18 protein-coding genes are annotated in these 22,458 nt (G+C 63.8%); 13 read left to right on the top strand and 5 right to left on the bottom strand.

Annotated elements, in window-relative coordinates; translation table 11 throughout:
- Positions 1-7: 7 nt before the first annotated feature.
- Together ACX3OZ_RS06185 and ACX3OZ_RS06180 are read right to left on the bottom strand one after the other, a co-directional pair.
- The gene (locus ACX3OZ_RS06185) at positions 8-1,015 is read right to left on the bottom strand and encodes a Gfo/Idh/MocA family protein (protein ID WP_459093889.1); all 1,008 of its coding nucleotides are present in this window, start codon (positions 1,013-1,015) and stop codon (positions 8-10) included.
- A 218-nt stretch (positions 1,016-1,233) separates the two neighbouring features.
- Positions 1,234-2,031: a siderophore-interacting protein gene (locus ACX3OZ_RS06180; protein ID WP_459093888.1), complete on the bottom strand. Its 798-nt coding sequence runs from the start codon at positions 2,029-2,031 to the stop codon at positions 1,234-1,236.
- A 186-nt stretch (positions 2,032-2,217) separates the two neighbouring features.
- On the opposite strand from ACX3OZ_RS06180, the gene ACX3OZ_RS06175 reads away from it, so the two are divergent.
- Positions 2,218-3,186, top strand: a complete 969-nt coding sequence (locus ACX3OZ_RS06175; protein ID WP_459093887.1) for a zinc-binding dehydrogenase — start codon at positions 2,218-2,220, stop codon at positions 3,184-3,186.
- A gap of 21 nt (positions 3,187-3,207) precedes the next feature.
- On the opposite strand, the gene ACX3OZ_RS06170 is transcribed toward ACX3OZ_RS06175, so the two are convergent.
- Positions 3,208-4,524, bottom strand: a complete 1,317-nt coding sequence (locus ACX3OZ_RS06170; protein ID WP_459093886.1) for an NAD(P)H-dependent oxidoreductase — start codon at positions 4,522-4,524, stop codon at positions 3,208-3,210.
- Between the two features lie 225 nt (positions 4,525-4,749).
- Between ACX3OZ_RS06170 and ACX3OZ_RS06165 the strand changes: the two genes are divergently transcribed.
- The 4 genes from ACX3OZ_RS06165 (at position 4,750) to ACX3OZ_RS06150 (ending at position 8,370) form a co-directional block, all read left to right on the top strand.
- A complete protein-coding gene (locus ACX3OZ_RS06165; RefSeq protein WP_459093885.1) occupies positions 4,750-5,040 on the top strand; it encodes an STAS domain-containing protein in 291 nt (96 codons plus the stop codon).
- Positions 5,037-5,405 carry a response regulator gene (locus ACX3OZ_RS06160; protein ID WP_459093884.1) on the top strand — a complete coding sequence of 123 codons (369 nt, stop codon included), beginning with the start codon at positions 5,037-5,039 and terminating at the stop codon, positions 5,403-5,405. Before ACX3OZ_RS06165 ends, ACX3OZ_RS06160 begins: the two co-directional genes overlap by 4 nt.
- A gap of 37 nt (positions 5,406-5,442) precedes the next feature.
- Positions 5,443-7,800, top strand: coding sequence for a chemotaxis protein CheA (locus ACX3OZ_RS06155; RefSeq protein WP_459104039.1), 2,358 nt, complete (start codon positions 5,443-5,445; stop codon positions 7,798-7,800).
- 81 nt (positions 7,801-7,881) lie between these two features.
- Complete coding sequence (locus ACX3OZ_RS06150; protein WP_291363876.1) at positions 7,882-8,370, top strand: chemotaxis protein CheW; 489 nt, start codon at positions 7,882-7,884, stop codon at positions 8,368-8,370.
- Positions 8,371-8,445: 75 nt separating this feature from the next.
- On the opposite strand, the gene ACX3OZ_RS06145 is transcribed toward ACX3OZ_RS06150, so the two are convergent.
- Positions 8,446-9,435: an aldo/keto reductase gene (locus ACX3OZ_RS06145; RefSeq protein WP_459104038.1), complete on the bottom strand. Its 990-nt coding sequence runs from the start codon at positions 9,433-9,435 to the stop codon at positions 8,446-8,448.
- Positions 9,436-9,675: 240 nt separating this feature from the next.
- Positions 9,676-10,023 carry a hypothetical protein gene (locus ACX3OZ_RS06140; RefSeq protein ID WP_459093881.1) on the bottom strand — a complete coding sequence of 116 codons (348 nt, stop codon included), beginning with the start codon at positions 10,021-10,023 and terminating at the stop codon, positions 9,676-9,678.
- Positions 10,024-10,186: 163 nt separating this feature from the next.
- Here ACX3OZ_RS06140 and ACX3OZ_RS06135 point away from each other — a divergent pair, with 163 nt between their 5' ends.
- From ACX3OZ_RS06135 to ACX3OZ_RS06100, 8 genes are all read left to right on the top strand, one after another.
- Positions 10,187-10,777, top strand: a complete 591-nt coding sequence (locus tag ACX3OZ_RS06135; RefSeq protein ID WP_459093880.1) for a chemotaxis protein CheD — start codon at positions 10,187-10,189, stop codon at positions 10,775-10,777.
- Between the two features lie 209 nt (positions 10,778-10,986).
- Complete coding sequence (locus ACX3OZ_RS06130) at positions 10,987-12,549, top strand: methyl-accepting chemotaxis protein (RefSeq protein ID WP_459093879.1); 1,563 nt, start codon at positions 10,987-10,989, stop codon at positions 12,547-12,549.
- Positions 12,550-12,579: 30 nt separating this feature from the next.
- Positions 12,580-13,425 (top strand): CheR family methyltransferase, encoded by an 846-nt coding sequence (locus ACX3OZ_RS06125; protein ID WP_459093878.1) that lies wholly within the window; start codon positions 12,580-12,582, stop codon positions 13,423-13,425.
- The gene (locus ACX3OZ_RS06120; RefSeq protein ID WP_459093877.1) at positions 13,422-14,471 is read left to right on the top strand and encodes a protein-glutamate methylesterase/protein-glutamine glutaminase; all 1,050 of its coding nucleotides are present in this window, start codon (positions 13,422-13,424) and stop codon (positions 14,469-14,471) included. Before ACX3OZ_RS06125 ends, ACX3OZ_RS06120 begins: the two co-directional genes overlap by 4 nt.
- A gap of 140 nt (positions 14,472-14,611) precedes the next feature.
- Positions 14,612-15,001 (top strand): response regulator, encoded by a 390-nt coding sequence (locus ACX3OZ_RS06115; protein WP_459093876.1) that lies wholly within the window; start codon positions 14,612-14,614, stop codon positions 14,999-15,001.
- 248 nt (positions 15,002-15,249) lie between these two features.
- The gene (locus ACX3OZ_RS06110; RefSeq protein WP_459104037.1) at positions 15,250-17,775 is read left to right on the top strand and encodes a methyl-accepting chemotaxis protein; all 2,526 of its coding nucleotides are present in this window, start codon (positions 15,250-15,252) and stop codon (positions 17,773-17,775) included.
- Positions 17,776-17,881: 106 nt separating this feature from the next.
- A complete protein-coding gene (locus ACX3OZ_RS06105; protein WP_459104036.1) occupies positions 17,882-19,951 on the top strand; it encodes a methyl-accepting chemotaxis protein in 2,070 nt (689 codons plus the stop codon).
- Positions 19,952-20,157: 206 nt separating this feature from the next.
- A complete protein-coding gene (locus ACX3OZ_RS06100) occupies positions 20,158-22,236 on the top strand; it encodes a methyl-accepting chemotaxis protein (protein ID WP_459104035.1) in 2,079 nt (692 codons plus the stop codon).
- Positions 22,237-22,458: the final 222 nt, after the last annotated feature.

The following is a 22,458-nucleotide window of genomic DNA, read 5'->3' as shown; positions in this document are numbered from 1 at the left end:
GATGCGGCTAGCCGACCGTGGCCCAGCCGCCGCTCTTCTCGCTGGCAAAGATGGCGTCGATCACCTGCATCGAGGCGATGGCGTCCTCAATGCCCCAGGGCAGCGGCTTTTCGCCCAGCACGGCCAGCGCAAAGGCTTCGGCCTGCTCGGTATATTGATCGACGGCGGGCAGGATTTCGCGGCGGGCGAGCGAGCCGTCAAACGGCGCACCGGTATCGATGGTGATGGCGGTGCGCTCGTCGGGCGGGGCGTTGAACGGGATGATGATTTCCAGCTTTCCCTTGCTGCCCAGCACCTGCAGCCGCTGATGCGGGGTCGCCTGGGTGGAGCAGATGAAGCTGAGCTGGCGGCCCTGGCCGAAATCGGCGAGCACGCTGGCCAGCCGGTCGGTGCCGAAATCCTCGTCGCGCTCGACCAGCGAGACGACGCGCTTGGGTTCGCCCTCGAACAGATAACGCGCGGCGGTGATCGGGTAGCAGCCGATATCCATGATGCCGCCGCCGCCAATATCGGCCTGATTGCGGACATTATTGGGATCGGCATTGTAATAGGAAAACACCGCATTGATGGCGCGGATGGTGCCCAGCTCGCCCGAGCGGATGATTTCGCGGGCGCGGGCCCATTGCGGGTGGAAGCGCACCATGAAGGCTTCCATGATGATGCGGTCGGGCGGGCACTCACGCAGTGCCTGGGCATCGGCCGCGCTGAGGGCGATCGGCTTTTCGCACAGCACATGCTTGCCGGCCTTGGCGGCGGCCACGGTCATCGGCACATGCAGATGGTTGGGCAGGGGATTGTAGATGGCGTCGATGTCGGGATCGGCGAACAGCTCTTCATAGGAGCCATAGGCCTTGGGGATGCCGAGCTTGGCGGCGGCCGCCTGGGCCTTGCCCAGATCACGCGAGGCGATGGCGACGACCTCGGAATGGGCCGACTTCATGATCCCCGGCGTGACCTTCTGCATGCCGATATTGGCGGTGGACAGAATGCCCCAGCGGACTTTTTTATGGCTCATGCGCGCGTCTCCCATGTTGGTCAGAGACTTAGCGGTGGGGAGGGGATTTGGCTAGTATGGAAGGAAAGGCGATTGCGGCTCCACCCCCTCCCAGCCTCCCCCATCAAGGGGGAGGTGCCATTCTGTGGGTGCGGTTAGCGTGTGCCAAACACTCGATCTGATACCTCCCCCTAGATGGGGGAGGCTAGGAGGGGGTGGAGCAACGGGCGCGGATCCCCCTAGTGATCTTCCTGCGCATCCGCCACACCCAGCCGCCAATAACCCGCCGCCTTGATATATTGCGCCGGGAAACCCCGCGCCTCGAGATGCGCCCGTGCCGCCTGCGCCATGGTGACTTCGCCGGCGATATAGGCGTAGCCGACCCCGGCGGGGAAAGTCAGCGCCGTGATGGTGTCGAGCACCAGGCTGGTGGTGCCGGCGGGCTGGCCGCTGCGATGCACATAGGTCAGCGACAGATCACTGCGGGTGGTGAAGCGCTGTTCCTCGGCAGCGTCGGCCACTTCGATCACCGCCAGCACCTTGGCGCCGGTCGGCAGTTCCTCGAGACGGCGGCCCAAAGCGGGCAGGGCGGTTTCGTCACCGGCCAGCAGATACCAGTCATAGGTCATCGGCACGACGGTCGAGCCGCGCGGGCCACCGATCACCAGCGTGCTGCCGATTTTGGCATTGGCCGCCCAGCTCGAGGCGGGGCCATCGCCATGCAGCACGAAATCGAGGTCGATCCAGCCGGCGTCGACGTCCCAGGCGCGCGGGGTGTAGTCACGCATTTGCGGGCGCTCGCCGGGCCATTGCGCGCCATTGGGGCCAATTGGCGCGAGGAAGGGCTCGACGCCCGCGGGAAAGAAGAAGGCCTTGATATGGTCGGCATGGCTGGGCGAGGCAAAGCCGGTCATGTCGCCGGCAAAGCGGAACCGGCGCATCAGCGGTGTGATGTCGGTGATTTTGGTCACCGTGAGCAGGCGCGAGCGGGTCTCGTGGCGGACGCGCTGGGGTGCGCGCGGGTCGATTTCGGACATGGGTGACCTATTCCTGAATTGTTTTGTCAGGAATTAGCGGGCGGTGACCGAAAATGCAACCATCGCCCGCGCCAATGCTGACAGTGCGTTAGCCAATTTGCCGCTGTCATGAATGGCCTTGCCCAGCATTGAACCGGCCCGGCAAAGGCCTATGTGAAGGGCAAGCAAAACAGAAAGGCCGACCCGATGCGCAGTGTTGTCTATGAAGAATTTGGCTCCCCCGAGCGGGTGCTGCGCCGCGAGGATCGCGCGCAGCCGGTGCCGGGTCCGGGCCAGGTGCTGGTGCGCATGCTGCTGTCGCCGATCCACAATCACGATCTGATGACCATTGCCGGTCAGTATGGCTTCAAGCCGAGCTTGCCGGCGGTGCCGGGTACCGAGGCGGTTGGCGTGGTCGAGGCGCTGGGCGACGGCGTCAGCCATTTGCAGCTCGGCCAGCGGGTGGCCGGCGGCGGCGAGCAGACCTGGGCGCAATTCTATCTGGCCGATGCCCGGCGGCTGGTGCCGGTGCCGGATGCGGTGAGCGACGAAACCGCCTGCCAGCTGGTGTCGATGCCACTCAGCGCCAAGATGATCATCGACAGCATGGGGCTCAAAACCGGCGACTGGATCGTGCAAAATGCCGCCAATGGCGCGGTGGGCAAGCTGGTGGCGCGTTTTGCCGCCGAGCAGGGCATCAATGTCGTTGGGCTGGTGCGGCGCGATGCGGCGGTGGCCGAGCTGGAAGCGCAGGGCATTGCCAATGTGGTCTCCACCGAACATGAAAACTGGCAGGAACGGGTCAAGGCGCTGACCAATGGCGCGCCGATCACTAAGGCCATCGACTCGCTGGGCGGTGACGGGCCCACGGCCTTGCTGTCGGTGGTGGCTGACGGCGCCGAACTGATCAGTTTTGGCGCGATGACGCAGCGGCCGCTGAAGATTTCGGCTGGCGACCTGCTGTTCCGCAACATTTCCGTCAAGGGCTTCTGGGGCGCCAAGCCACCGGTTGCGCCGGAGCGGATCGGCGTGCTGCTGGGTGAGCTGGTGAGTGCCGCCGCCAAGGGCGAGCTGGTGCTGCCGATTGAGACGGTGTTCGGGCTTGAGCAGGTCGTGGAGGCGGTCCAGGCCAGTGGCGAGCCGGGCCGCAAGGGCAAGGTGGCGCTGCGCGGCTAAGCCCGCCCAGCGCCCAAAGCGTCAGAGCAGGCCCAGCATGCGGTCCTGCGCCTGACGCAGCGCAAACAGGCGCGTGGTGACATCGGGCTGGCTATTGGCACTGGTCAGCAGCTCGCCCTTTTTCACCGCCGCCGTCACCTTGCCGCCTTCGAGCAGGCCCACCGGCACCGCATGAGCGGCGCGGCTGTCGGCAATGGTCATGGTGAAGCTGCGATAGCAGGTTTCGCCAATCGCATCATAGGTTTCGCCGACTTTCAGATCGCGCTTGGCCACCGCGCAGACCTCGGCCACCGGCCGGGGCAGCGGCACCATGTCGGGCTTGCCATAAAGCATGATGCGGGCGCAGGTCAGCGGCACTTCGAGGCTGGTCAGATGATAGGGCCGGAAGAAACTGTAATAGGGACCGTGGCCGATATGGAGGTCATCCATCCGCTCGATGATGCGGGGATGCTCGGCCTTGACGATGACGAAGACGCCGGGGGCCACGCCCTTGCCGATGGTGAAATCGACTACGCCGCTGCCATTGAGAATGCCGCCATCAGCCTTGGGGATCAGCACCTTGGCCATGTTGTCGCGGTCGACATTGGGGCCATGCATGCCCGGCACGTCGGGCACCAGCCCGGTGGCGTTGGCTATGGCGCACATTTCCACCATGGTCTTGGAGCCGTCGATGAATTCCACCAGCATGCGCGGGTTCATGTTCCGGCGTTCGGCTTCCTCGCGATAATCGTCGGGCACCGCGTCATGCTTGAGCGGGTTGTTCTTGCCCTTGCCGGCGGCGACGATGGGCAGGCCGAGTGCGCTGACAAATTCGATCAGTTCCATGCAGGAGCTGGGCTCGTCGCCGGCGCCGACGGAATAGATCACCCCGAGCCGGTCGGCCTGGGCCTTGAGATAGGGGCCGATGGTGACGTCGGCTTCGACATTCATCATCACCAGATGCTTGCCATGCTCCATGGCCTGCAGCGCATAATCGGCGGCGACGCCCGGCTTGCCGGTGGCGTCGATCACCACGTCGATATTGGGGGTGTTGACCAGAGTGTCGGCACTGGTGATGGCGATCTTGCCGGCTTCGATGGCGGCGGTGGCCTGGGCGGGGCTCTCGGCTTCGCGGCCATGGCTGTCATCGCCATAGGCAATGGTCATGGCGGCCAGCGCGGTGTGGGGCCGGCGGGTGGCGATGGCGACCATTTCGATGCCGGTCATCAGGCTCATCTGGGTCACCAGATCGGTGCCCATCTCGCCTGAGCCAATGACGCCGACGCGGATCGGCTTGCCGGAGTCGGCACGGGTGGCGAGGTCGCGGGCGAGGCCGGTCAGGGCGATATTGGCGGTCATAACAAAGTCCAACGCAAAGAGGCGTCTCTGGGTTACCCCCCTCCCATTGCCGGCGGCAAGGGAAAAGGCGCTGCCGACGCTAAAACGGCCTCGTCGCTCATCTTTGCCGGACTGTAAGCGGATACTGTGGACGGGCGGACGGCAACAGCATCAGGGTTAGCACTTCTTAAACCGTTCCCATGGAAACTGCGCGTTGGAGAACACTCCGGGGGGCGCGCATAAATCATGGTCAGCAAGGCCGCGAAAATCATCGCTTTGCCAGCAGTCATCGATCTGGATGCGCTCGACGGCATCCGCGATGACCTGATCGACGCCATTGAGGAGGGCCCGGTCAGCATTGCCGCCGGTGCAGTTGAGCGGGTTTCGACCAACGCCTTGTTCATGCTCATCAGCGCCGCCGAAGCGGCGCGGCGAAATCAATATAGCTTTGCGATCAAGCAGCCGAGCGCAGCCCTTGTGGGCGCGATCGAGCGTCTGGGCCTGGGCGCCCAGTTTTCAGAGATGATGAGAGGATGACGACTTTGCGGGTTCTGACGGTGGACGATTCGAGGACCATCCTCGCCATGCTGCACCATACCCTGAGCAATGCCGGGTTCGAGGTGCTGCAGGCCGAAGATGGCCAGCAGGGGCTTGACGTTCTCAAGACCGAAACGGTCGATGTGGTGATTACCGACATCAATATGCCGGTGATGGACGGCATCGAATTCATCAAGAATGTGCGGGCCGGGGGCAATCACCAGAGCCTGCCGATCCTGATCCTGACCACCGAAACCAGCCAGGACAAGCGCGATCAGGGCAAGGCCGCAGGCGGCACCGGCTGGATCGTCAAACCGTTCGATCCGGAAAAACTTATTTCGGTCATCCACCGCGTGGTTCACTAAGCAGTAGTAAAAACCCAGAAGGGTTGGGCGTGTCCGGATGAGCGATCTCGACGATTTCAAAGCCACCTATTTCGACGAATGCTCCGAGCTTCTGACCGAGCTTGAAGAGCAGTTCGCCGCAATCGAGGCGGGCGAGCGCGATGCGGATCGGCTCAATGCGGTGTTCCGCGCCATCCATTCGATCAAGGGCGGCGCCGGCGCTTTCGGCTTTTCCGCCCTGGTGGGCTTTGCCCACGCCTATGAGACATTGCTCGACTATGTCCGCGACGGCCGCATCGAGCTGGTCGATGACGTGGTGGTGCTGTGCATCCGCGCCAATGATATCGTCGCCGATCACGTCAAGGCGGCCCAGACCGGCGAGGCCCTGCCGGCCGATTACGGCATGGACGAAAAAGAGCGCTTCGACGCCTTGGCGCGCGGCGAGTCGACTGACGCCGATGTCGGCGGCGACCCGCTTGACGAATTCGACATCGAATTCACCCCGGTGATGGTCAATCTTGACGGCGCACCGGCCAGCGGCGAAGCGCCGGTGGACGACGCTTTCGACGCGGTGCCGATGCAGGTCGAGCCCGGCCATTGGGAAATCCGCTTCACCCCGCATCGCGCGCTCTATGCCCGCGCCAATGATCCGCTGTTGCTGTTCCGCGAGCTGGCATCGCTGGGCGACATGCATGTGCATGCCGTGCTGGAAGAAATTCCGCCGCTGGCCGATTTCGAGCCGTTTGCGGTCTATTGCGCGTGGGAGATCACCATCATCTCCCCCACCGTCACCGAAGCACTGATCCGCGAAGTCTTCGAATTCGTCGACGGCGATTGCGACATCGTCATTGCCCAGCTGGGCGCCCCCGCGCCGCTGCCGGAGCTCACCCTGGAGGAGCCCGCGCCGATCGAACCCCCGGCTGTGTCGATGTTCGAATCGGCCCTGTTGTCCGAGCCGCGCCGCGAAGATCTGCTGGCGCTGGCCGATGACGAAGTGGCGAGTCTGCTCGATTTCAGCATCCCCGAAGCCAGCTTCGAGCCCGAACCCGCACCGGCCCCCGTGACCGAGCAGGATAGTTTTGACGAGCCGCCCAGCCTGAGCTTTGCCGAGCTGGCCGCCACCATCGAGCCGAGCAAGATTGCCCGGCCCGCGCCCGTCGCGCCGACACCCTTGCGGGCTGCGCCGCTGGCGGCTCCCGCTGACGGCGAAGAGAGCAGTGGCGGCGGCCGCAGTGTCGGCGTGCAGTCGATCCGCGTCGATCTCGATAAGGTCGACCGCGTCGTCAACATGGTGGGCGAGCTGGTGATCACCCAGTCGATGCTCACCCAGCAGATGGATGAGACGCTGCGCGCCCGCTACACCGAATTGGTGCGCGGCCTCGAAGTGCTGGCCCAGACCACGCGCGGGCTGCAGGACTCGGTGATGGCGATCCGCGCACAGCCGGTCAAATCGGTATTTTCGCGCATGCCGCGCCTGGTGCGCGAGCTGTCGACCAAGACCGGCAAGAAGATCAAGCTCGAGACCATTGGTGAGAACACCGAAATCGACAAGACGGTGATCGAGCAGCTCAGCGATCCGCTGACCCATATGATCCGCAATTCCGCCGACCACGGTATCGAGAGCCCGGAATCAAGGCTGTCGCGCGGCAAGCCGGAAACCGGCACCATTCGACTGTCCGCCGAACAGGCCGGCGGCAATATCCTGATCATCGTCGAAGATGACGGGGCCGGCATCAATCGCGAGCGCGTGCTGGGCCTGGCGCGCGACAAGGGCATCATCGCCCCCGATGTGACGCCAACCGACGAGCAGATCGACCAGCTGATTTTCGCCCCGGGCTTCTCGACCGCCGATGCGGTCAGCGATATTTCCGGGCGTGGCGTCGGCATGGATGTGGTGCTCTCCAACATCAAGAAAATCGGCGGCTCGGTGCATGTCCGTTCGTGGACCGGCAAGGGCACGCGGATGACGTTGCGCCTGCCGCTGACCCTGGCGGTGCTCGACGTCATGCTGGTCAAGGTCGGCGTGTCGCCTTACGTGGTGCCGCTCTCCTCGATCGTCGAAACCATCCAGTGCTCGCGCGCCAGCTTCGAGCGGGTGCCGAGCGGCGGCCAGGTGCTGCAGGTGCGCGGCGAATATGTGCAGGTCATCGACCTGGCGCAGCGCTTCGAAATGCAAACCGAGACCGAGCCGGAAAACCGCTTCGTCGTGCTGTGCGAGGCCGAAGGTTCGGCCAAGGTGGCGCTGATCGTCGATGACATCATCGGCCAGCAGCAGGTGGTGATCAAATCACTGGAAGAGAATTTTGAACGCGTCGAAGGCATTGCCGGCGGCACGATCCTGGGCGACGGCAATGTCGCGCTGATCGTCGACGTTCAGGGACTGAAAACCACTATCGTGCATAAGAATGCGGCTTAGGCGCCGCTGCATGCATAATGACATGGCGTAGCCGCCACAGTAATGCGTAGCCGGCCAGAAGGCCGGCAGAAAGGCAAAGAAATGGAAGCGCTCGGTTTGCGTGACGATATGGGCGACAAGTCCGCCATCGCCGCCCAGAATTCCCTGCAGCTGATCGCCTTCTCGATCGGCGAACAGACCTATGGCGTGGAGATCACCACGGTGCGCGAAATCCGCGCCTGGAACGGTGCAACGCCCCTGCCCAATACCCGCGAATTCGTGCGCGGCGTGATCAATCTGCGCGGCACCATCGTGCCGATCTTCGATCTGCGCGCCCGCTTCGGCGACGGCCAGACCTCGCCCACCAAGAACCACGTCGTGGTGGTGATGAGCGTCGGCGACAAATGGGTCGGCATCCTGGTCGATGCGGTGTCGGACATTCTGACCGTGTCGCGCGACGACATCCACAATGTTCCCGAAGGCAATTCAATCGACACCGAACTGCTCAACGGCATCGTCACCCACGACAGCCGCATGGTCGGCCTGATCGACCTGCACGCCGTGGTCAGCGGCGCCAAGATGGACGGCTAGCCGGCTCCGGAATAAAAAAAGGGCACCGCAGGGTGCCCTTTTAGATACATCCCAGCTGACTTTATGTCCGTGCTTTCACAGTCCTGATCGTTTCAGCGTCGCGTCGGGATAACGCTCTCCCGCGATCTTGATCTGGGCAGCGGCCTGCTCGATTTCGGTAAGGTCGTCGGCGGTCAGCTTGACCAGTAGCGACCCGACATTCTCGTCGAAACGATCGAGCTTGCGGGTGCCGAACAGAGGCACGATCCAGGGCTTCTGTGCAAGAATCCAGGCCAAGGCCACCTGACCAGGCGTGGCGCCGTGGCGGTCGCCGACGCGGCGAATGAGATCGACCAGGGCCTGGTTATTGGCCATGGCTTCGGGCGCGAAACGGGGGATCTGACCACGGAAATCCCCGCTGACAAAGCTGGCTGCCGGATCGATGGTGCCAGTCAGGAAGCCCTTACCCAGGGGGCTAAATGACACGAAGCCAATGCCCAGTTCTTCGAGCGTGGGCAGGATTTCGGCTTCCGGCTCACGGGTCCATAGAGAATATTCGCTCTGCAGCGCTGTAACGGGTTGCACGGCATGGGCGGCGCGGATGGATCTGGCACCCGCCTCGGACAGGCCAAAATGCAGCACTTTGCCCTCGGCGATCAAGTCCTTGACCACACCGGCGACGTCTTCCATCGGCACATCGGGATCGACGCGGTGCTGGTAGTAGAGATCGATATAATCAGTTCCGAGGCGTTTGAGGCTGCCTTCGACGGCGCGCCTGATCTGGGAGGGCTGGCTGTTGACCCCGCCGCGATGCTCACCGGTGTCCTGATCGATGTCCCAGCCGAATTTGGTCGCGATCTTCACCTGATCGCGGATACCGGCAAACGCCTCACCGACCATTTCCTCGTTGGTCCAAGGGCCATAGGTTTCCGCAGTATCGAAGAAGTCCATGCCACGATCGACAACGGCACGCAGAAGCGAGATCATTTCTGGTCGGTCAGGGATTTCGCGTGCCTTGCCATATCCCATCGATCCGAGCGACAGCGCCGACACTTCCAGCCCCTGTCCAAGCGTGCGTTTTTGCATTTCGTTCTCCTCGCCGGCGCCGCATCGTTGCATGTGGTCGCCGATCCCTCAACCGTTGCGGCAGGACCGTGCTTTGGAAACTGGGGCCGCCGCTGTAGCCGGTCCGGGGCCCAGCCTATGAATGTCAGCTTTTGGAACACATTCGCGAGGCCTTGGACGGCCGGAGCGGGGTCGAAAGCCGTCCACGTACAAAAAAGGCGCCTTGCGGCACCCTTTACGACAGACCGGAAAATAGACCCGCTAGAACAGTTCGGCGTCGCCGCTGCTCTGGTGGGCGGCGATGCCGCTGAGCGCGGGCACGCGCAATTCGTCCAGCGTCAGGCTGGCCCAGATTTCGTCATAGACACTGTCGGGGGCGGTGGGCGGCAGCAGGGCGAACTGGCGCACGGCCAAAGCCATATTGTGGCAGCGCTGCTCGATGCGATCCTGACCCTGCAGGGCGGTGACGATCATCTGCACGGCATGCCGAACCGTGGCGTCCTGGCTCTTGTCGGCCAGCAGGTCGAGGGCTTCGGTGATGCCTTCTAGCATCGACGCCGTCTGGCGCGCGGTCTCATCGAGTTCTCTCGCGAGTTTCTGCAGTGACATAAAGATTCGATCCTAGCCCCGTTGCGGCACCCTAGCCCAATCTTTCTAAAGCTCTCCTTGCCGTGTTCGGCGGCAGTGGTTTCCTCGGTCTGCATGGTTAGCAATTGGCTAACGAGTTTAACGCTACGATCGGAACATAGGCTTTTGGGGTTGCAGACGATAAATGGCATTGCCGACTTCTCTACCGCCCGAGTTTGATCGCGGGGTGGTGACCACCGTGCACCAGGGCGACTGCCACGTCTCCAATGATGTCGATCTCACCTATTCAACCGTGTTGGGGTCCTGCATCTCGGCCTGTATTCGCGACCGGGTCGCCAATGTCGGCGGGATGAATCACTTCCTGCTGGCCGAACAATCGGGCTCCGCCAAGGATCGCTACGGCGCCTCGGCGCGCTATGGCGCCTTTGCCATGGAACAATTGATCAACCAGGTGATGACGCGGGGCACCGGTAAGAAGGTCAATCTCGAGATCAAGGTGTTTGGCGGCGGCAAGATCAATTCGGTGCTCGACGATGTCGGCCTGAAGAATATCGAATTCGTGCGCCAGTTCCTCGCCGACGAAGGCTATTTCGCCAATAGCGAGGATCTGGGCGGCTCTTTTGCCCGTCGCGTGCTGTTCAAACCCCATTCCGGCCGCGCCTTCGTGCGACGGCTCGATAGCGAGCTGGGGGCCAATGTGGCGCGCGAGGAAGCAGCGCTGGCGCGTCGTCGCACCGTGATCCGGCCGCCCCGCGACGATATCGAACTGTTTTAGTTTTTTGGCCTCCGGAGGGGGCCGGGGCGGCACAGGTGGAGGCCGAGTGTCATCATCTCAGTGTAGGGTCAGTCTTCGTCACGCCATTCCGAGTAAGCCGCCGTCTCAAAACGGTCCAGTTCTTCACCTTTCAACAATCAGGCTTAGCAAAGTCTTGCACCGGAGCGGCTTTATAGACTTGGTTAACCATTCCTCCGTAGGGTTCGATCATGTTGGACCCACGCCCTGATGATTTGCGGATCATGCCCGCCACGCCGCAGCGGCGGCTGGCGTTGATCGCCAGCTTGTTGTGGCTGGGCGCGGTGGCACTGGGGGGCACTTGGCTGGCTGTGTTCGGCCAGGGATGGCTCGGATTTTCCGGTGCCATCGGCCTGCTGCTGGTGGCGCTGATCGGCACATTTGCCCTCGCCGCCCGGTTTGACCGGCAGCATGACATCACGCTGGCCTCGGTGGCCCTGGCCGCCGGCTTGAGCGAGCAACCCGACGAGCCACTCAGCATGGCCGCTATCGTGGCGCGGCTCGGCAAGCGCCTGGAAAAGGCGCATCATTTCAAAAGTGCCATCGCCGCGATGCGGCAGCCCGCCGTGGTGGTGGACGACAAGGGCGTCATTCATGCCGCCAGTGCCGGCGCGACGCGGCTGATGGCCGGGGTCAGCGAGGGCGCGACGCTCGATATGCTGTTCGGCACCGGCTATCTGCAATCGGGCGGCGGGGCCCCGGAAGAGACCATGGTGATGCTGGGCAGCGGGCGGTTTACCGTGCTGCGCCGGCCGCTGGCCAAGGGCCGCTACCTGCTCGAAATGCTGCCGGCCGGCAGCTATATCGAAGATGATGATCTGGACGCCTTTGCCGGTGCGCTGGCCAGCGGCCAGACCGGGTTCCGCTTCGAGGCCGATGTGGCCGCGACCCAGCCGGTGCTGGCGGCGCTCAATCGCGGCCTCGGTGCCCTTGATGGCGGGCTGCTCCAGCTGGAGGCGGTGGTGTCGGGCGCCGACGAGCTGCCGGACGCGCTGGATGGCCCCTTGGGGAGCATGGCGCGACGACTGCATGAGTTCATCGAAACCATCAGCGAACAATTCGACACCGAACGGGCCCAGCGGCTGGCGCTGGAGGCGCGGCTGGGCAAGGTCGGGCATCTGCTGGACGGCTTCGAACGCCGCGCGGCGCAATATGGTGCCCTGGCCGCCGATAGTCGCGAGGATGCCTTGGTGACCGGCCGGGCGCTGGCGACAGGCAGCGGGCGCTTGCGCCAGGCTCAACTGCTCGGTCGCGAGGCGCAAAATCTGGCGGGCGAAGCCGATCTGGGCGTGCGGCGCACCGAGGCACTGGTCGGCGAGATCGACCACATGACCCACGATATCGACCAGATGGTGCAGGCCATCGAGGATGTGTCGTTCCGCACCAACCTGCTGGCGCTCAATGCCGCCGTCGAAGCGGCCCGAGCCGGCGAAGCCGGCGCCGGCTTTGCCGTGGTGGCCGATGAGGTGCGCCAGCTGGCGCAACTGACCAGCCGTTCGGCGCGCGAGATCAGGGCGGCGGTCAAGCGCGGCCGGGCCCAGTCCGAGACCGGGGTGGGCGAAACCAAGGCGCTGCAGGCGGTGATTGCCGGGCTGGAGCTGCATTTACGCAATCTAAGCAATGAGACCGATACGATCGCCACGACACTGGGCGAAGGTGATTTGGCGCTGAAGCGCCTTGTCGGGCGGATGGCGTCGTTCAGTGCGGCCGAGGAAACCAGTTCGGTTCCCCTGGCGCGACGGGCACGCGGCTGACCCGAACGAATGGGAATTGGGGTAGGCCACATGGAACCGGGAGAAATCTCCCTTAGCGACCGCGAGTTCACTCGCATCAAGAACCGGGTCTATCAGGTTGCCGGTATCTCGCTGAGCGATGCGAAACGAACGCTGGTGATCTCGCGCCTGAGCAAGATCGTGCGCGCTCTCGGCCTGCCGGGTTTCGACGCCTATGTCGACTATCTCGAGCATGGCGGCAGCGCCGGCGATGGCCAGGATTTCATCAACGCCCTCACCACCAATCTCACCCGCTTCTATCGCGAAGACCATCATTTCGAGCATCTGCGCAGCCATGTCGCGGCGCTGATCGCGGAAAAGCCGCGCGGCAACCGCTTGCGCATCTGGTCGGCCGGCTGCTCGACCGGGCAGGAGCCCTATACGATCGGCCTGGATCTGCTGACGGCGTTTCCCGAGCTGAAACGCTGGGATTTCAAGATTCTGGGCACCGATATCGATACGAATGTGCTCACCAAGGCGGCGCGCGGCTTCTACCCCGCCAGCGAGATCGCCGAACTCAGCCCTGAGCGCGCCCGCCCGTTCGAGCGTGGCGACGATGGCATGATCTATATTCCGGCGGTGGCGCGCGAGCTGGTGTCGTTCAAGCCGCTCAATCTGATTGGCGCCTGGCCGATGAAGGGGCCATTCGACGCGATTTTCTGCCGCAATGTGGCGATCTATTTCGACAAGCCCACCCAGGGCGAGCTGTTCGGCCGCTTCAGCGCGCTGCTGGCGCCCAAGGCCTTCCTCTATATCGGGCATTCCGAAAATCTGGGTTCGGGCGGCGAGGGTTTCCGCCTTGTCGGCAAGACCATCTATCAATCCAAGCGTACCTCCAGCAGACGAGAAGCGGCATGAGCATCAAGGTCCTGGTCGTCGACGATTCGGCGCTGATCCGCGAAGTGCTGACGCGCATGCTGATGCGTGATGGCGATATCAAGGTGGTGGGCACGGCCACCGATCCGATCGATGCGCGCGAAAAGATCAAGACGCTGAACCCCGATGTGGTGACGCTCGATATCGAAATGCCCAATATGAACGGGCTGCAATTCCTCGAAAAGCTGATGCGCTTGCGCCCCACCCCGGTGGTGATGGTGTCGACGCTGACCAAGAAGGGGGCCAGCGAAACCCTGCTGGCGCTCGAACTCGGCGCGGTGGATTTCGTCGCCAAGCCCAGTGCCGAATTTGCCGGCGGCATCGAAGCCTTCGGCGCCAATCTGCGCGACAAGATCCGCGCTGCCGCCAAATCCGATGTGCATGGCGCCTCGGCCAATCGGGCCGAAGCCCCCAAGGTTACGGTCAAGACCGCCGCCGCCCCGCCCGGAGCGCTGATTGCCATCGGCGCCTCGACGGGTGGGGTGGAAGCCATCCGCACCGTGCTGGCTGCCATGCCGGTCGATTGCCCGCCCATCCTGATTGCCCAGCACATGCCGGCCGGTTTCACCGGCCGTTTTGCTGCCCGGCTCGACGAGGTCTGCGCGCTGACGGTGCTGGAGGCGGAAGACCGCATGCCGTTGCAGATCGGCCATGCCTATGTGGCGCGCGGCGACTATCATTTGCGCGTCGAGCGGGTCTCGGGGCAACTCAAGGCCCGGCTGAGCCAGGATGAGCTGGAAAGCGGCCATCGCCCGAGTGTCGACGTGCTGTTTGAATCGGTGGCCAAGACCGCCGGTGCCCTGGGGGTCGGCGCGATCCTGACCGGCATGGGGCGCGATGGCGCCCGCGGGCTCAAGCTGATGCGCGACGCCGGTGCCTATACGGTAGGCCAGAGCCAGGCCTCGGCGCTGGTCTATGGCATGCCGCGCGTGGCCTTCGAAGAGGGCGCCGTGATGGAACAGGCGCCGGTGGAAGCCATCGCGGCGCGGCTGGCCCAGGCGCTGACGCGGCTTAAATCGGCCGCCTAAAGCGCCACAACGCCCGCATCAGGCCGTTCCGTGTCAATTCCAACCTCCCGGTTGAGAGATTTGTAACGCTTGTTGCCTAGTGTTTTGGCAGAAAATACGGGGTCTCAAGGCCCCACTCGCCAGGAAGGTGAAATACGACCATGCCTAAAGCCAGCGCAGTCAGCGTCCTGATCGTCGACGACCAGCAGTCCATGCGCGGTATCTGCAAATACATTCTCACCCAGCTCGGTTTCAAGGACATCATCGAGGCCAAGAGTGGCCGCGACGCCTTGGGCAAGCTGGAAAAATCCAATGTCGACCTGGTCATCTCCGACTGGAACATGGAAGATATTGACGGGCTGACCTTGCTCAAGGTCATCCGCAAGCACCCGCGCACCCAGTCCATGCCGTTCATCATGGCCACGGGACGCTCCGACAAGGAGCAGGTCAAGGAAGCCATTTCCTTCGGCGTCAACAATTACATCATCAAGCCATTCGACGCGTCGACCATGAAAAAGCGCATCGAGGCGGTGATCGGCGCGCTGACCTAAACCGCGCTGCCAGCACAAAAATCGGGCCACCCTTCGGGGTGGCCTTTTCGTTTCCGGCTGCCCTTTCGGCATCGAGATTTGTGCGTAAGGAGTGGTTAATCGCTCAAGTGTATCGTTTCCATTGATCGGCAAAGCCGACATGAGGGGGACGACCGCAGCAATCCGCGCCGTGCAAGGGCGCGGTATTTTCGTGTCACCGGCAGCGCCGGGGCATGCGGCTGGCGGTCAGCGAACAGCTGGAGCGTTCGATGGGACTGTTGCCGCAACTGAAGATTGCCCAGAAACTGCCATTGGCACTGGTCGGGTCGGCGCTGCTGGTGAGTGCCGGGGTGGGGCTGGCGAGTTACCTGATCGGTTCGGCCACGGTCGAGCAATTGTCGCGGCGGCAGATCGAGACCGTCGCCACCCAGACGTCGAACGAGCTGGGCTCCTATCTCGAGGGCATCGCCAAGGATCTGAGCATTACCGCGGCGACGGAATCGACCCAGACCATCCTGCGCGATCTCAACATTACCTGGGGCCAGTTTTCTACCGGCTCGCTGGCGAGCGACCCGGTAGCGGCGCTGCAAACAGCCTATATTGCCAACAATCCCGACCAGGCGCAGCGCGACCTGCTCGACGTGTCGACTGCCGACAAGCGCACCAATTACGACTTCACCCATTCCAAGATTCATCCGGCCTTCCGCCGGCAATTGCAGGCGCGCGGCTATGCCGATCTGATGCTGCTCGATCCGAACGGCAATCTGATTTATTCGGTGATGAAGCGCGACGATTTTGCCACCAGTTTTGCCAGCGGCCCCGGTGCCGCAACCGGGCTCGGCCAGGCGTTTCAGGCGGCCGCGAAAATGGCCGAGGGCGGCCAGGTGTCGTTCGAGGATTTCTCCGCCTATGGCGCCGCCGCCGGCGCGCCGCAAAGCTTCATGGCGACCCCGGTTTTCGACAACCGGCAGAAACTGGTCGGCGTGCTCGCCGTCGCCATTTCGACCGCCTCGGTCAATGCCATCATGAACAAGTCCGATGGGCTGGGCGAAACCGGCGAGAGCTTCTTTGTCGGCGCTGATTTCCTGATGCGCTCGGATTCCCGCTTCTCGGAGGCCGATGATTCACTGGCCACCAGTTTCCAGAACCCCATCGTCGCAGCCGCGCTTGCCGGCACCGAGGCCATCGGCATTGCGTCGGATTATCGCGGCATGGCCATGATGCTGACCGCCCAGCCGCTGGCTTTCGGCGGTGCCAATTGGGCGGTGGTCACGGCGGTCGGCGAGGACGAGGCCTATGCGCCGATCACCGACATGCGCAATATGATGCTGGCCATTGGCGGGGCGTTGCTCGCCATCGCCGCGATTGCCGGCTATTTCTTCGCCCGGTCGGTCAGCCGGCCGATCGGCCGCCTCACCACCACGATGGAAGCGCTCGCCGATGGTGATCTCGATGTCGCGGTGCGCGGCGCCGATGGCAAGGACGAACTGGGCGCCATGGCCCGCGCTGTGGAAGTGTTCCGCGAAAATGGCCTGCGCATCGCGCAATTGACCGAGGCGGAAGCCGACCAGATCATCCGCAGCCAGGCCGAACGCGCCATCATGATGCAGAATCTGCAACGAGCCTTCGGCGCGGTGGTGGATGCGGCGATTGCCGGCGATTTCACCCGCCGGGTCGATGCCGAATTCCCCGATGATGAACTCAACAGGCTGGCCCGCTCGGTCAATCATCTGGTCGCCACCGTCGATCGCGGCGTCAGCGAAACCGGCTCGGTGCTGGCGGCGCTGGCCGAGACCGACCTGACCAAGCGCATGGAGGGCGACTATGAAGGCGCCTTCGCCCAGCTGAAGGCCGATACCAATGCGGTGGCCGACAAGCTGACCGATATTGTCGGCCAGCTCAAGGATACCTCCCGCACGCTGAAAGCGGCGACCGGGGAAATCCTTTCCGGCGCCAATGACCTGTCCGAGCGCACCACCAAACAGGCCGCCACCATCGAGGAAACCTCGGCGGCGATGGAGCAATTGGCCTCCACCGTGCTGCAGAATGCCGAGCGCGCCAAGCAGGCCAGCGGCGTCGCCGCCACCGTGACCCACACCGCCGAAGAGGGTGGGCAGGTGATGGCGCAGGCCACCGAAGCGATGCAGCGCATCACCCAAAGCTCGGGCAAGATTTCCAACATCATCGGCCTGATCGACGATATCGCCTTCCAGACCAATTTGTTGGCCTTGAACGCGTCGGTGGAAGCCGCCCGCGCCGGCGATGCCGGCAAGGGTTTTGCCGTGGTCGCCGTCGAGGTCCGTCGCTTGGCGCAATCGGCGGCCAATGCCTCCTCGGAAGTCAAAGTGCTGATCGAGCAGTCGGCCGGCGAGGTCAAGGGCGGCTCCCGGCTGGTGCTCGATGCCGCCGCCAAGCTCGAAGCCATGGTCAGCGCGGCGCGCTCGTCCAATGCGCTGATGAGCGGCATCGCCAAGGACAGCCACGAACAGGCCGGGGCCATCGAAGAGGTCAATCTGGCGGTTCGCACCATGGATGAGATGACCCAGCACAATGCGGCGCTGGTCGAGGAGATCAACGCTGCCATCGAGCAGACCGAGGCCCAGGCGACCGAGCTCGACCGCATCGTCGATATCTTCGCCATCGATGCGGTAGCCCCGGCGCCGCAGCGCCGCCCCGCGCCGATCCAGGCGGTGGCCGACGGCGCGCGTGGCCTGCAGGACAAGCTGCGCAGCGTCGCCAAATCCTATCTCAGCCACGGCAATGCCGCCGTCGAGAAGGACTGGAGCGAGTTCTAGCGCAGGCTCGCCCGCCAGTCTTCCATACAAGAGCAACGCGCCGTTAAGTTCCGCCCCGCTATAAGCCTTCCATACAAGCAGATGCCAGCGGGGGAGCAGGCGGACGATGCGGTCGATTTCGGATTTCTGGGGCAATATCAAACTGACGACAGCCATTGCCGGGCTGGTGCTGATGAGCATTCTCGTCACCATCGTGGCCTATTCGGTCAATGGCTATATCGACCTGCGGCGGCAGTCGATCAATCAGAGCGTGGCGCAGCAGGCGGCCAATCTGCAACTGGCCGGCACCATTCTGGAAAAGCGCCTGTCCGGCTCGGTGCTGACCTGGGCGGAGGACGGCCAGATGGCCGCGTTCCAGGCATTTTCGCTGCCGTTTTTCCACGATAGCGCCGCCATCGACTCGGTCACCCGCATCACCCAGGGTTCCGCCGCGATCTTCGGCCTCGATACGGCCACCGGCGAGTTCCTCGCCAAATCCACCAGCTTCGAGCTGCCCGACGGCAAGCGCGCCCTTGGCTTTGCCATTGATAAGACGTCGCCCGAGCATGCGGCGCTGGCGGCAGGATTGCCGTTTTACGGCGAGGTGATGATGCAGGGCACCCGCTTCCACGGCGCCTTCCAACCCTTCACCGATCTCAAGAATGTGCCGCTCGGCGCCTTCTTTGTCGGTGGCGATGCGCAGCAGGCCGAATCCGCCGCCGATGGGTCGCTGCCGGGCATGGCGATTATGGGGCTGCTGCTTCTGGTGGTGATGGGCGGCATCTGCCTGCTGCTGTCGCGCCGGCTGACCGGCCCGATCCCGCGTATCGCCGGGGCGATGCAGGCGATTGCCGACGGCAATTACACCACCGAAGTGCCCTATGTGGCGCGCGGCAATGAGCTGGGCGCCATGGCGCGCGCGGTGGAAGTGTTCCGCGCTAATGGCCTGCGCGTCAGCGAAATGACCGAGGCCGAAGCGGCCCGCATCATCGCCGACCGCGACAACCGCCAGCTGATGATGAGCGAATTGCAGCACGCCTTCGGCCAGGTGGTCGATGCCGCCGTGGCCGGCGATTTCAGCGGTCGGGTGACCAGCGAATTCCCCGATCCCGAACTCAACAACCTGGCCAGCAGCGTCAACACGCTGGTGTCTAATTTTAACCATGGCGTCACCGAGATCGGCTCGGTGCTGGGCGCGCTGGCCAATACCGACCTGACGCGGCGCATGGGCGGCGATTATGACGGCGCCTTTGCCACGCTCAAATCCGACGTCAATGCGGTGGCCGACAAGCTGACCGATGTGGTCGGGCAATTGCGCGAAACCTCGGGCACGCTGAAGACCGCCACTGGCGAAATCCTCTCCGGCGCCAATGACCTTTCCGAACGCACCACACGCCAGGCCGCCACCATCGAGGAAACCTCGGCGGCGATGGAGCAATTGGCCTCCACCGTGATGCAGAATGCCGAACGGGCGCGGCAGGCCAGCACGGTTGCCGCCACCGTCAGCACCGCCGCCGAAGATGGCGGGGCGGTGATGCAGCGCGCCACCGAGGCGATGGAACGCATTACCCAAAGCTCGGGCAAGATCTCCAACATCATCGGGCTGATCGACGACATCGCCTTCCAGACCAACCTGCTCGCGCTCAACGCCTCGGTGGAAGCAGCCCGCGCCGGCGACGCCGGCAAGGGTTTTGCCGTGGTCGCCGTCGAAGTGCGGCGGCTGGCCCAGTCCGCTGCCAATGCCTCGGCTGACGTCAAGGTGCTGATCGAGCAGAGCGCCAGCGAAGTGCGGCAGGGCTCGGGGCTGGTGCATGATGCGGCGGGCAAGCTCGAAGTGATGCTGACCGCCGCCCGTTCCTCCGACGAGTTGATGACCGGCATTGCCCGCGACAGCCGCGAGCAGGCCTCGGCCATCGAAGAGGTCGGCACGGCGGTGCGGCAGATGGATGAGATGACCCAGCATAATGCGGCGCTGGTCGAGGAGATCAACGCCGCCATCGAGCAGACCGAGGCGCAGGCCAGCGAGCTGGACCGGATCGTCGAGGTGTTCACGCTCGATCAGATGCCGACCAGCCCGGCGCGCGCCATGCCGCCGACCCGGGCGCGGGCGCCGCAGCAACAGGCGCTCAAGTCGGCGGCCCGCAGCTATCTGAGCCGGGGCAACGCCGCGGTCGACGTCGACTGGACCGAGTTCTAAAAACCAGCTCACCGGGGCGCCATCGCGTCCCGGTGAGCGGTTTTTCCGGCGCTAAGCCGGGATTTGGCGAAATTATTCGTGTTCTGCGCCGATACGGGGCCGCTCGGACAACTTTAGCTTAACGGCTGTCCCGTAACTTTCCCCATCAGTTTGGGTCCGCATGGCGCGCGATGCTTCGCCTGCCCGGATGCTTGGGGAATTCGCTTATGCGCAAGCTCTTTGCCATGTTTGGCAATATCAAGATGACCACGGCCATCGCGGCGCTGGTCCTGGTTGCCATTATCGGCTCGATCGCTGCCGTGTCCGGCGCGATTTATTTGAACCTGCATGATCGCTCTATTGCCGACAGCCAGATGCAGCAGGAAACCAATCTGGCGGTGGCGGCGACCATTCTCGAGCGGCGCATTTCCGGCTCGGTGCTGAACTGGACCGATGAGGGCACCATGGCGGCCTTCCAGAGCTGGGCCATTCCACCGTTCTACGATACCGAAATCATCGATTCAGTGACCCGCGTCACCAAGCAGGATGCCTCGATCTATGTGATGGATACGGCGACGCAGGCGCTGATGGCCAAGACCACCAGCGTTGCCGCCGAGGATGGCAGCCGCGTGGCCGATCTGGTGCTCGACGCCTCCAGCCCGGCCTATGCCGCCATTCTGGCCGGTGAAAGCTATATCGGTCAGCTGCCGATCAATGGCGCCAGCTATTTCGCCGCCCTGCAGCCGATCGAAAAGATGAGCGGCGAAGTCATGGGCGCGATCTTTGTCGGCACGCCGATGGCCAAGGTCGAGGAAGCTGCCAATGCCGTGCTCGGGCTGATCCTGATGGTCGGCGGGCTGGTCACGGTGGCGCTGGGCCTTGTCGGCCTCGTGCTGTCGCGGGTGATCACCAAGCCAATCCCCAAGCTGGCCGGCTCGATGGAAGCCATCGCCGAAGGCAATTACGAAACCGAGGTGCCGTTTACCGAACGCGGCAACGAAGTGGGCGCCATGGCGCGCGCCGTTGAAGTGTTCCGCCAGAACGGGCTGCGCGTCAGCCAGATGACCGAGGCCGAGGCGGCGCGGATCATTGCCGATCAGGAAAACCGGCAGAAGATGATGAGCGAGCTGCAATCGGCCTTTGGCGAAGTGGTCGATGCCGCGGTCGCTGGTGACTTCACCCGCCAGGTGCAGGTCGAATTCCCCGATCCCGAGCTGAACGGGCTGGCCAGCAGCGTCAACAATCTGGTCTCGACCTTCAATCGCGGCGTCACCGAAATCGGCCAGGTGCTGGGCGCGCTGGCCGATACCGACCTCACCGAGCGCATGGAGGGCGACTATGAGGGCGCCTTCGCCACGCTCAAAACCGACATCAACGCAGTGGCCGACAAGCTGACCGAAGTGGTTGGCCAGCTGCGCCACACGTCGGGCGCGCTCAAGACTGCGACCGGGGAAATCCTCTCCGGCGCCAATGATTTGTCCGAACGCACCACCAAGCAGGCGGCGACCATCGAGGAAACCTCGGCGGCGATGGAGCAGCTGGCGTCCACTGTGCAGCAGAATGCGCAGCGCGCCAGGGAAGCCAGCGTCAACGCGGCGCAGGTCACCCGCACCGCCGAAGAAGGCGGCCAGGTGATGGATGCGGCGACCTCGGCGATGGAACGCATCACTCAGTCCTCGGCCAAGATTTCCAACATCATCGGCATGATCGACGACATCGCCTTCCAGACCAATCTGCTGGCGCTGAATGCTTCAGTGGAAGCCGCCCGCGCGGGTGACGCGGGCAAGGGCTTTGCTGTCGTTGCCGTGGAAGTGCGGCGCTTGGCCCAGTCGGCGGCGCAGGCCTCCAGCGAGGTCAAGGTGCTGATCGAGCAGTCGGCTGGCGAAGTCAGCTCCGGCTCCAAGCTGGTGGGCGATGCGGCCGGCAAGCTCAAGGCGATGCTGGAAGCCGCGCGGGGCAATAATGGCCTGCTCGAATCCATCGCCAATGACAGCCGCGAACAGGCGTCGGCCATCGAGGAAGTGTCCACCGCCGTCCGCACCATGGATGAGATGACCCAGCACAATGCGGCGCTGGTCGAAGAAACCAATGCCGCCATCGAGCAGACCGAGGCGCAGGCCAGCGAACTCGACCGCATCGTCGACGTGTTCCGCCTCGACCAGCAGGCTGTCCCCGCCGGGCGTGACCAGCGCCCTGCCGGCGGCACTGGCGCCGCACGCAGCCTGCAGCAGCGTCTGGCCGCCGCCTCATCCAATCTGCGCAGCCACGGCAATACCGCGCTGGCGACGGACTGGAGCGAGTTCTAACGCTGGCGACAACCCAACGGCGCCATACCTGAAATCGGACCAAACCGACCCTCGCAATGCTCCAGCGTTGCGGGGGTCGTTGCTTTTGACGGGTTTGGTCGTTCTGGAATGTTTAGTACATTGAACGGCATAGCCGTCCCGCCGCCCCCAAAGCCCCGGATTCCGGGCGTGTTAAACATTCGCTTAAGCACGTTCTGGTAATTTTACCGGATCAAGGCGCGA

This window comes from Devosia sp. A369, from assembly GCF_054489345.1.
This window is presented reverse-complemented; position numbering and strand designations above follow the sequence as displayed.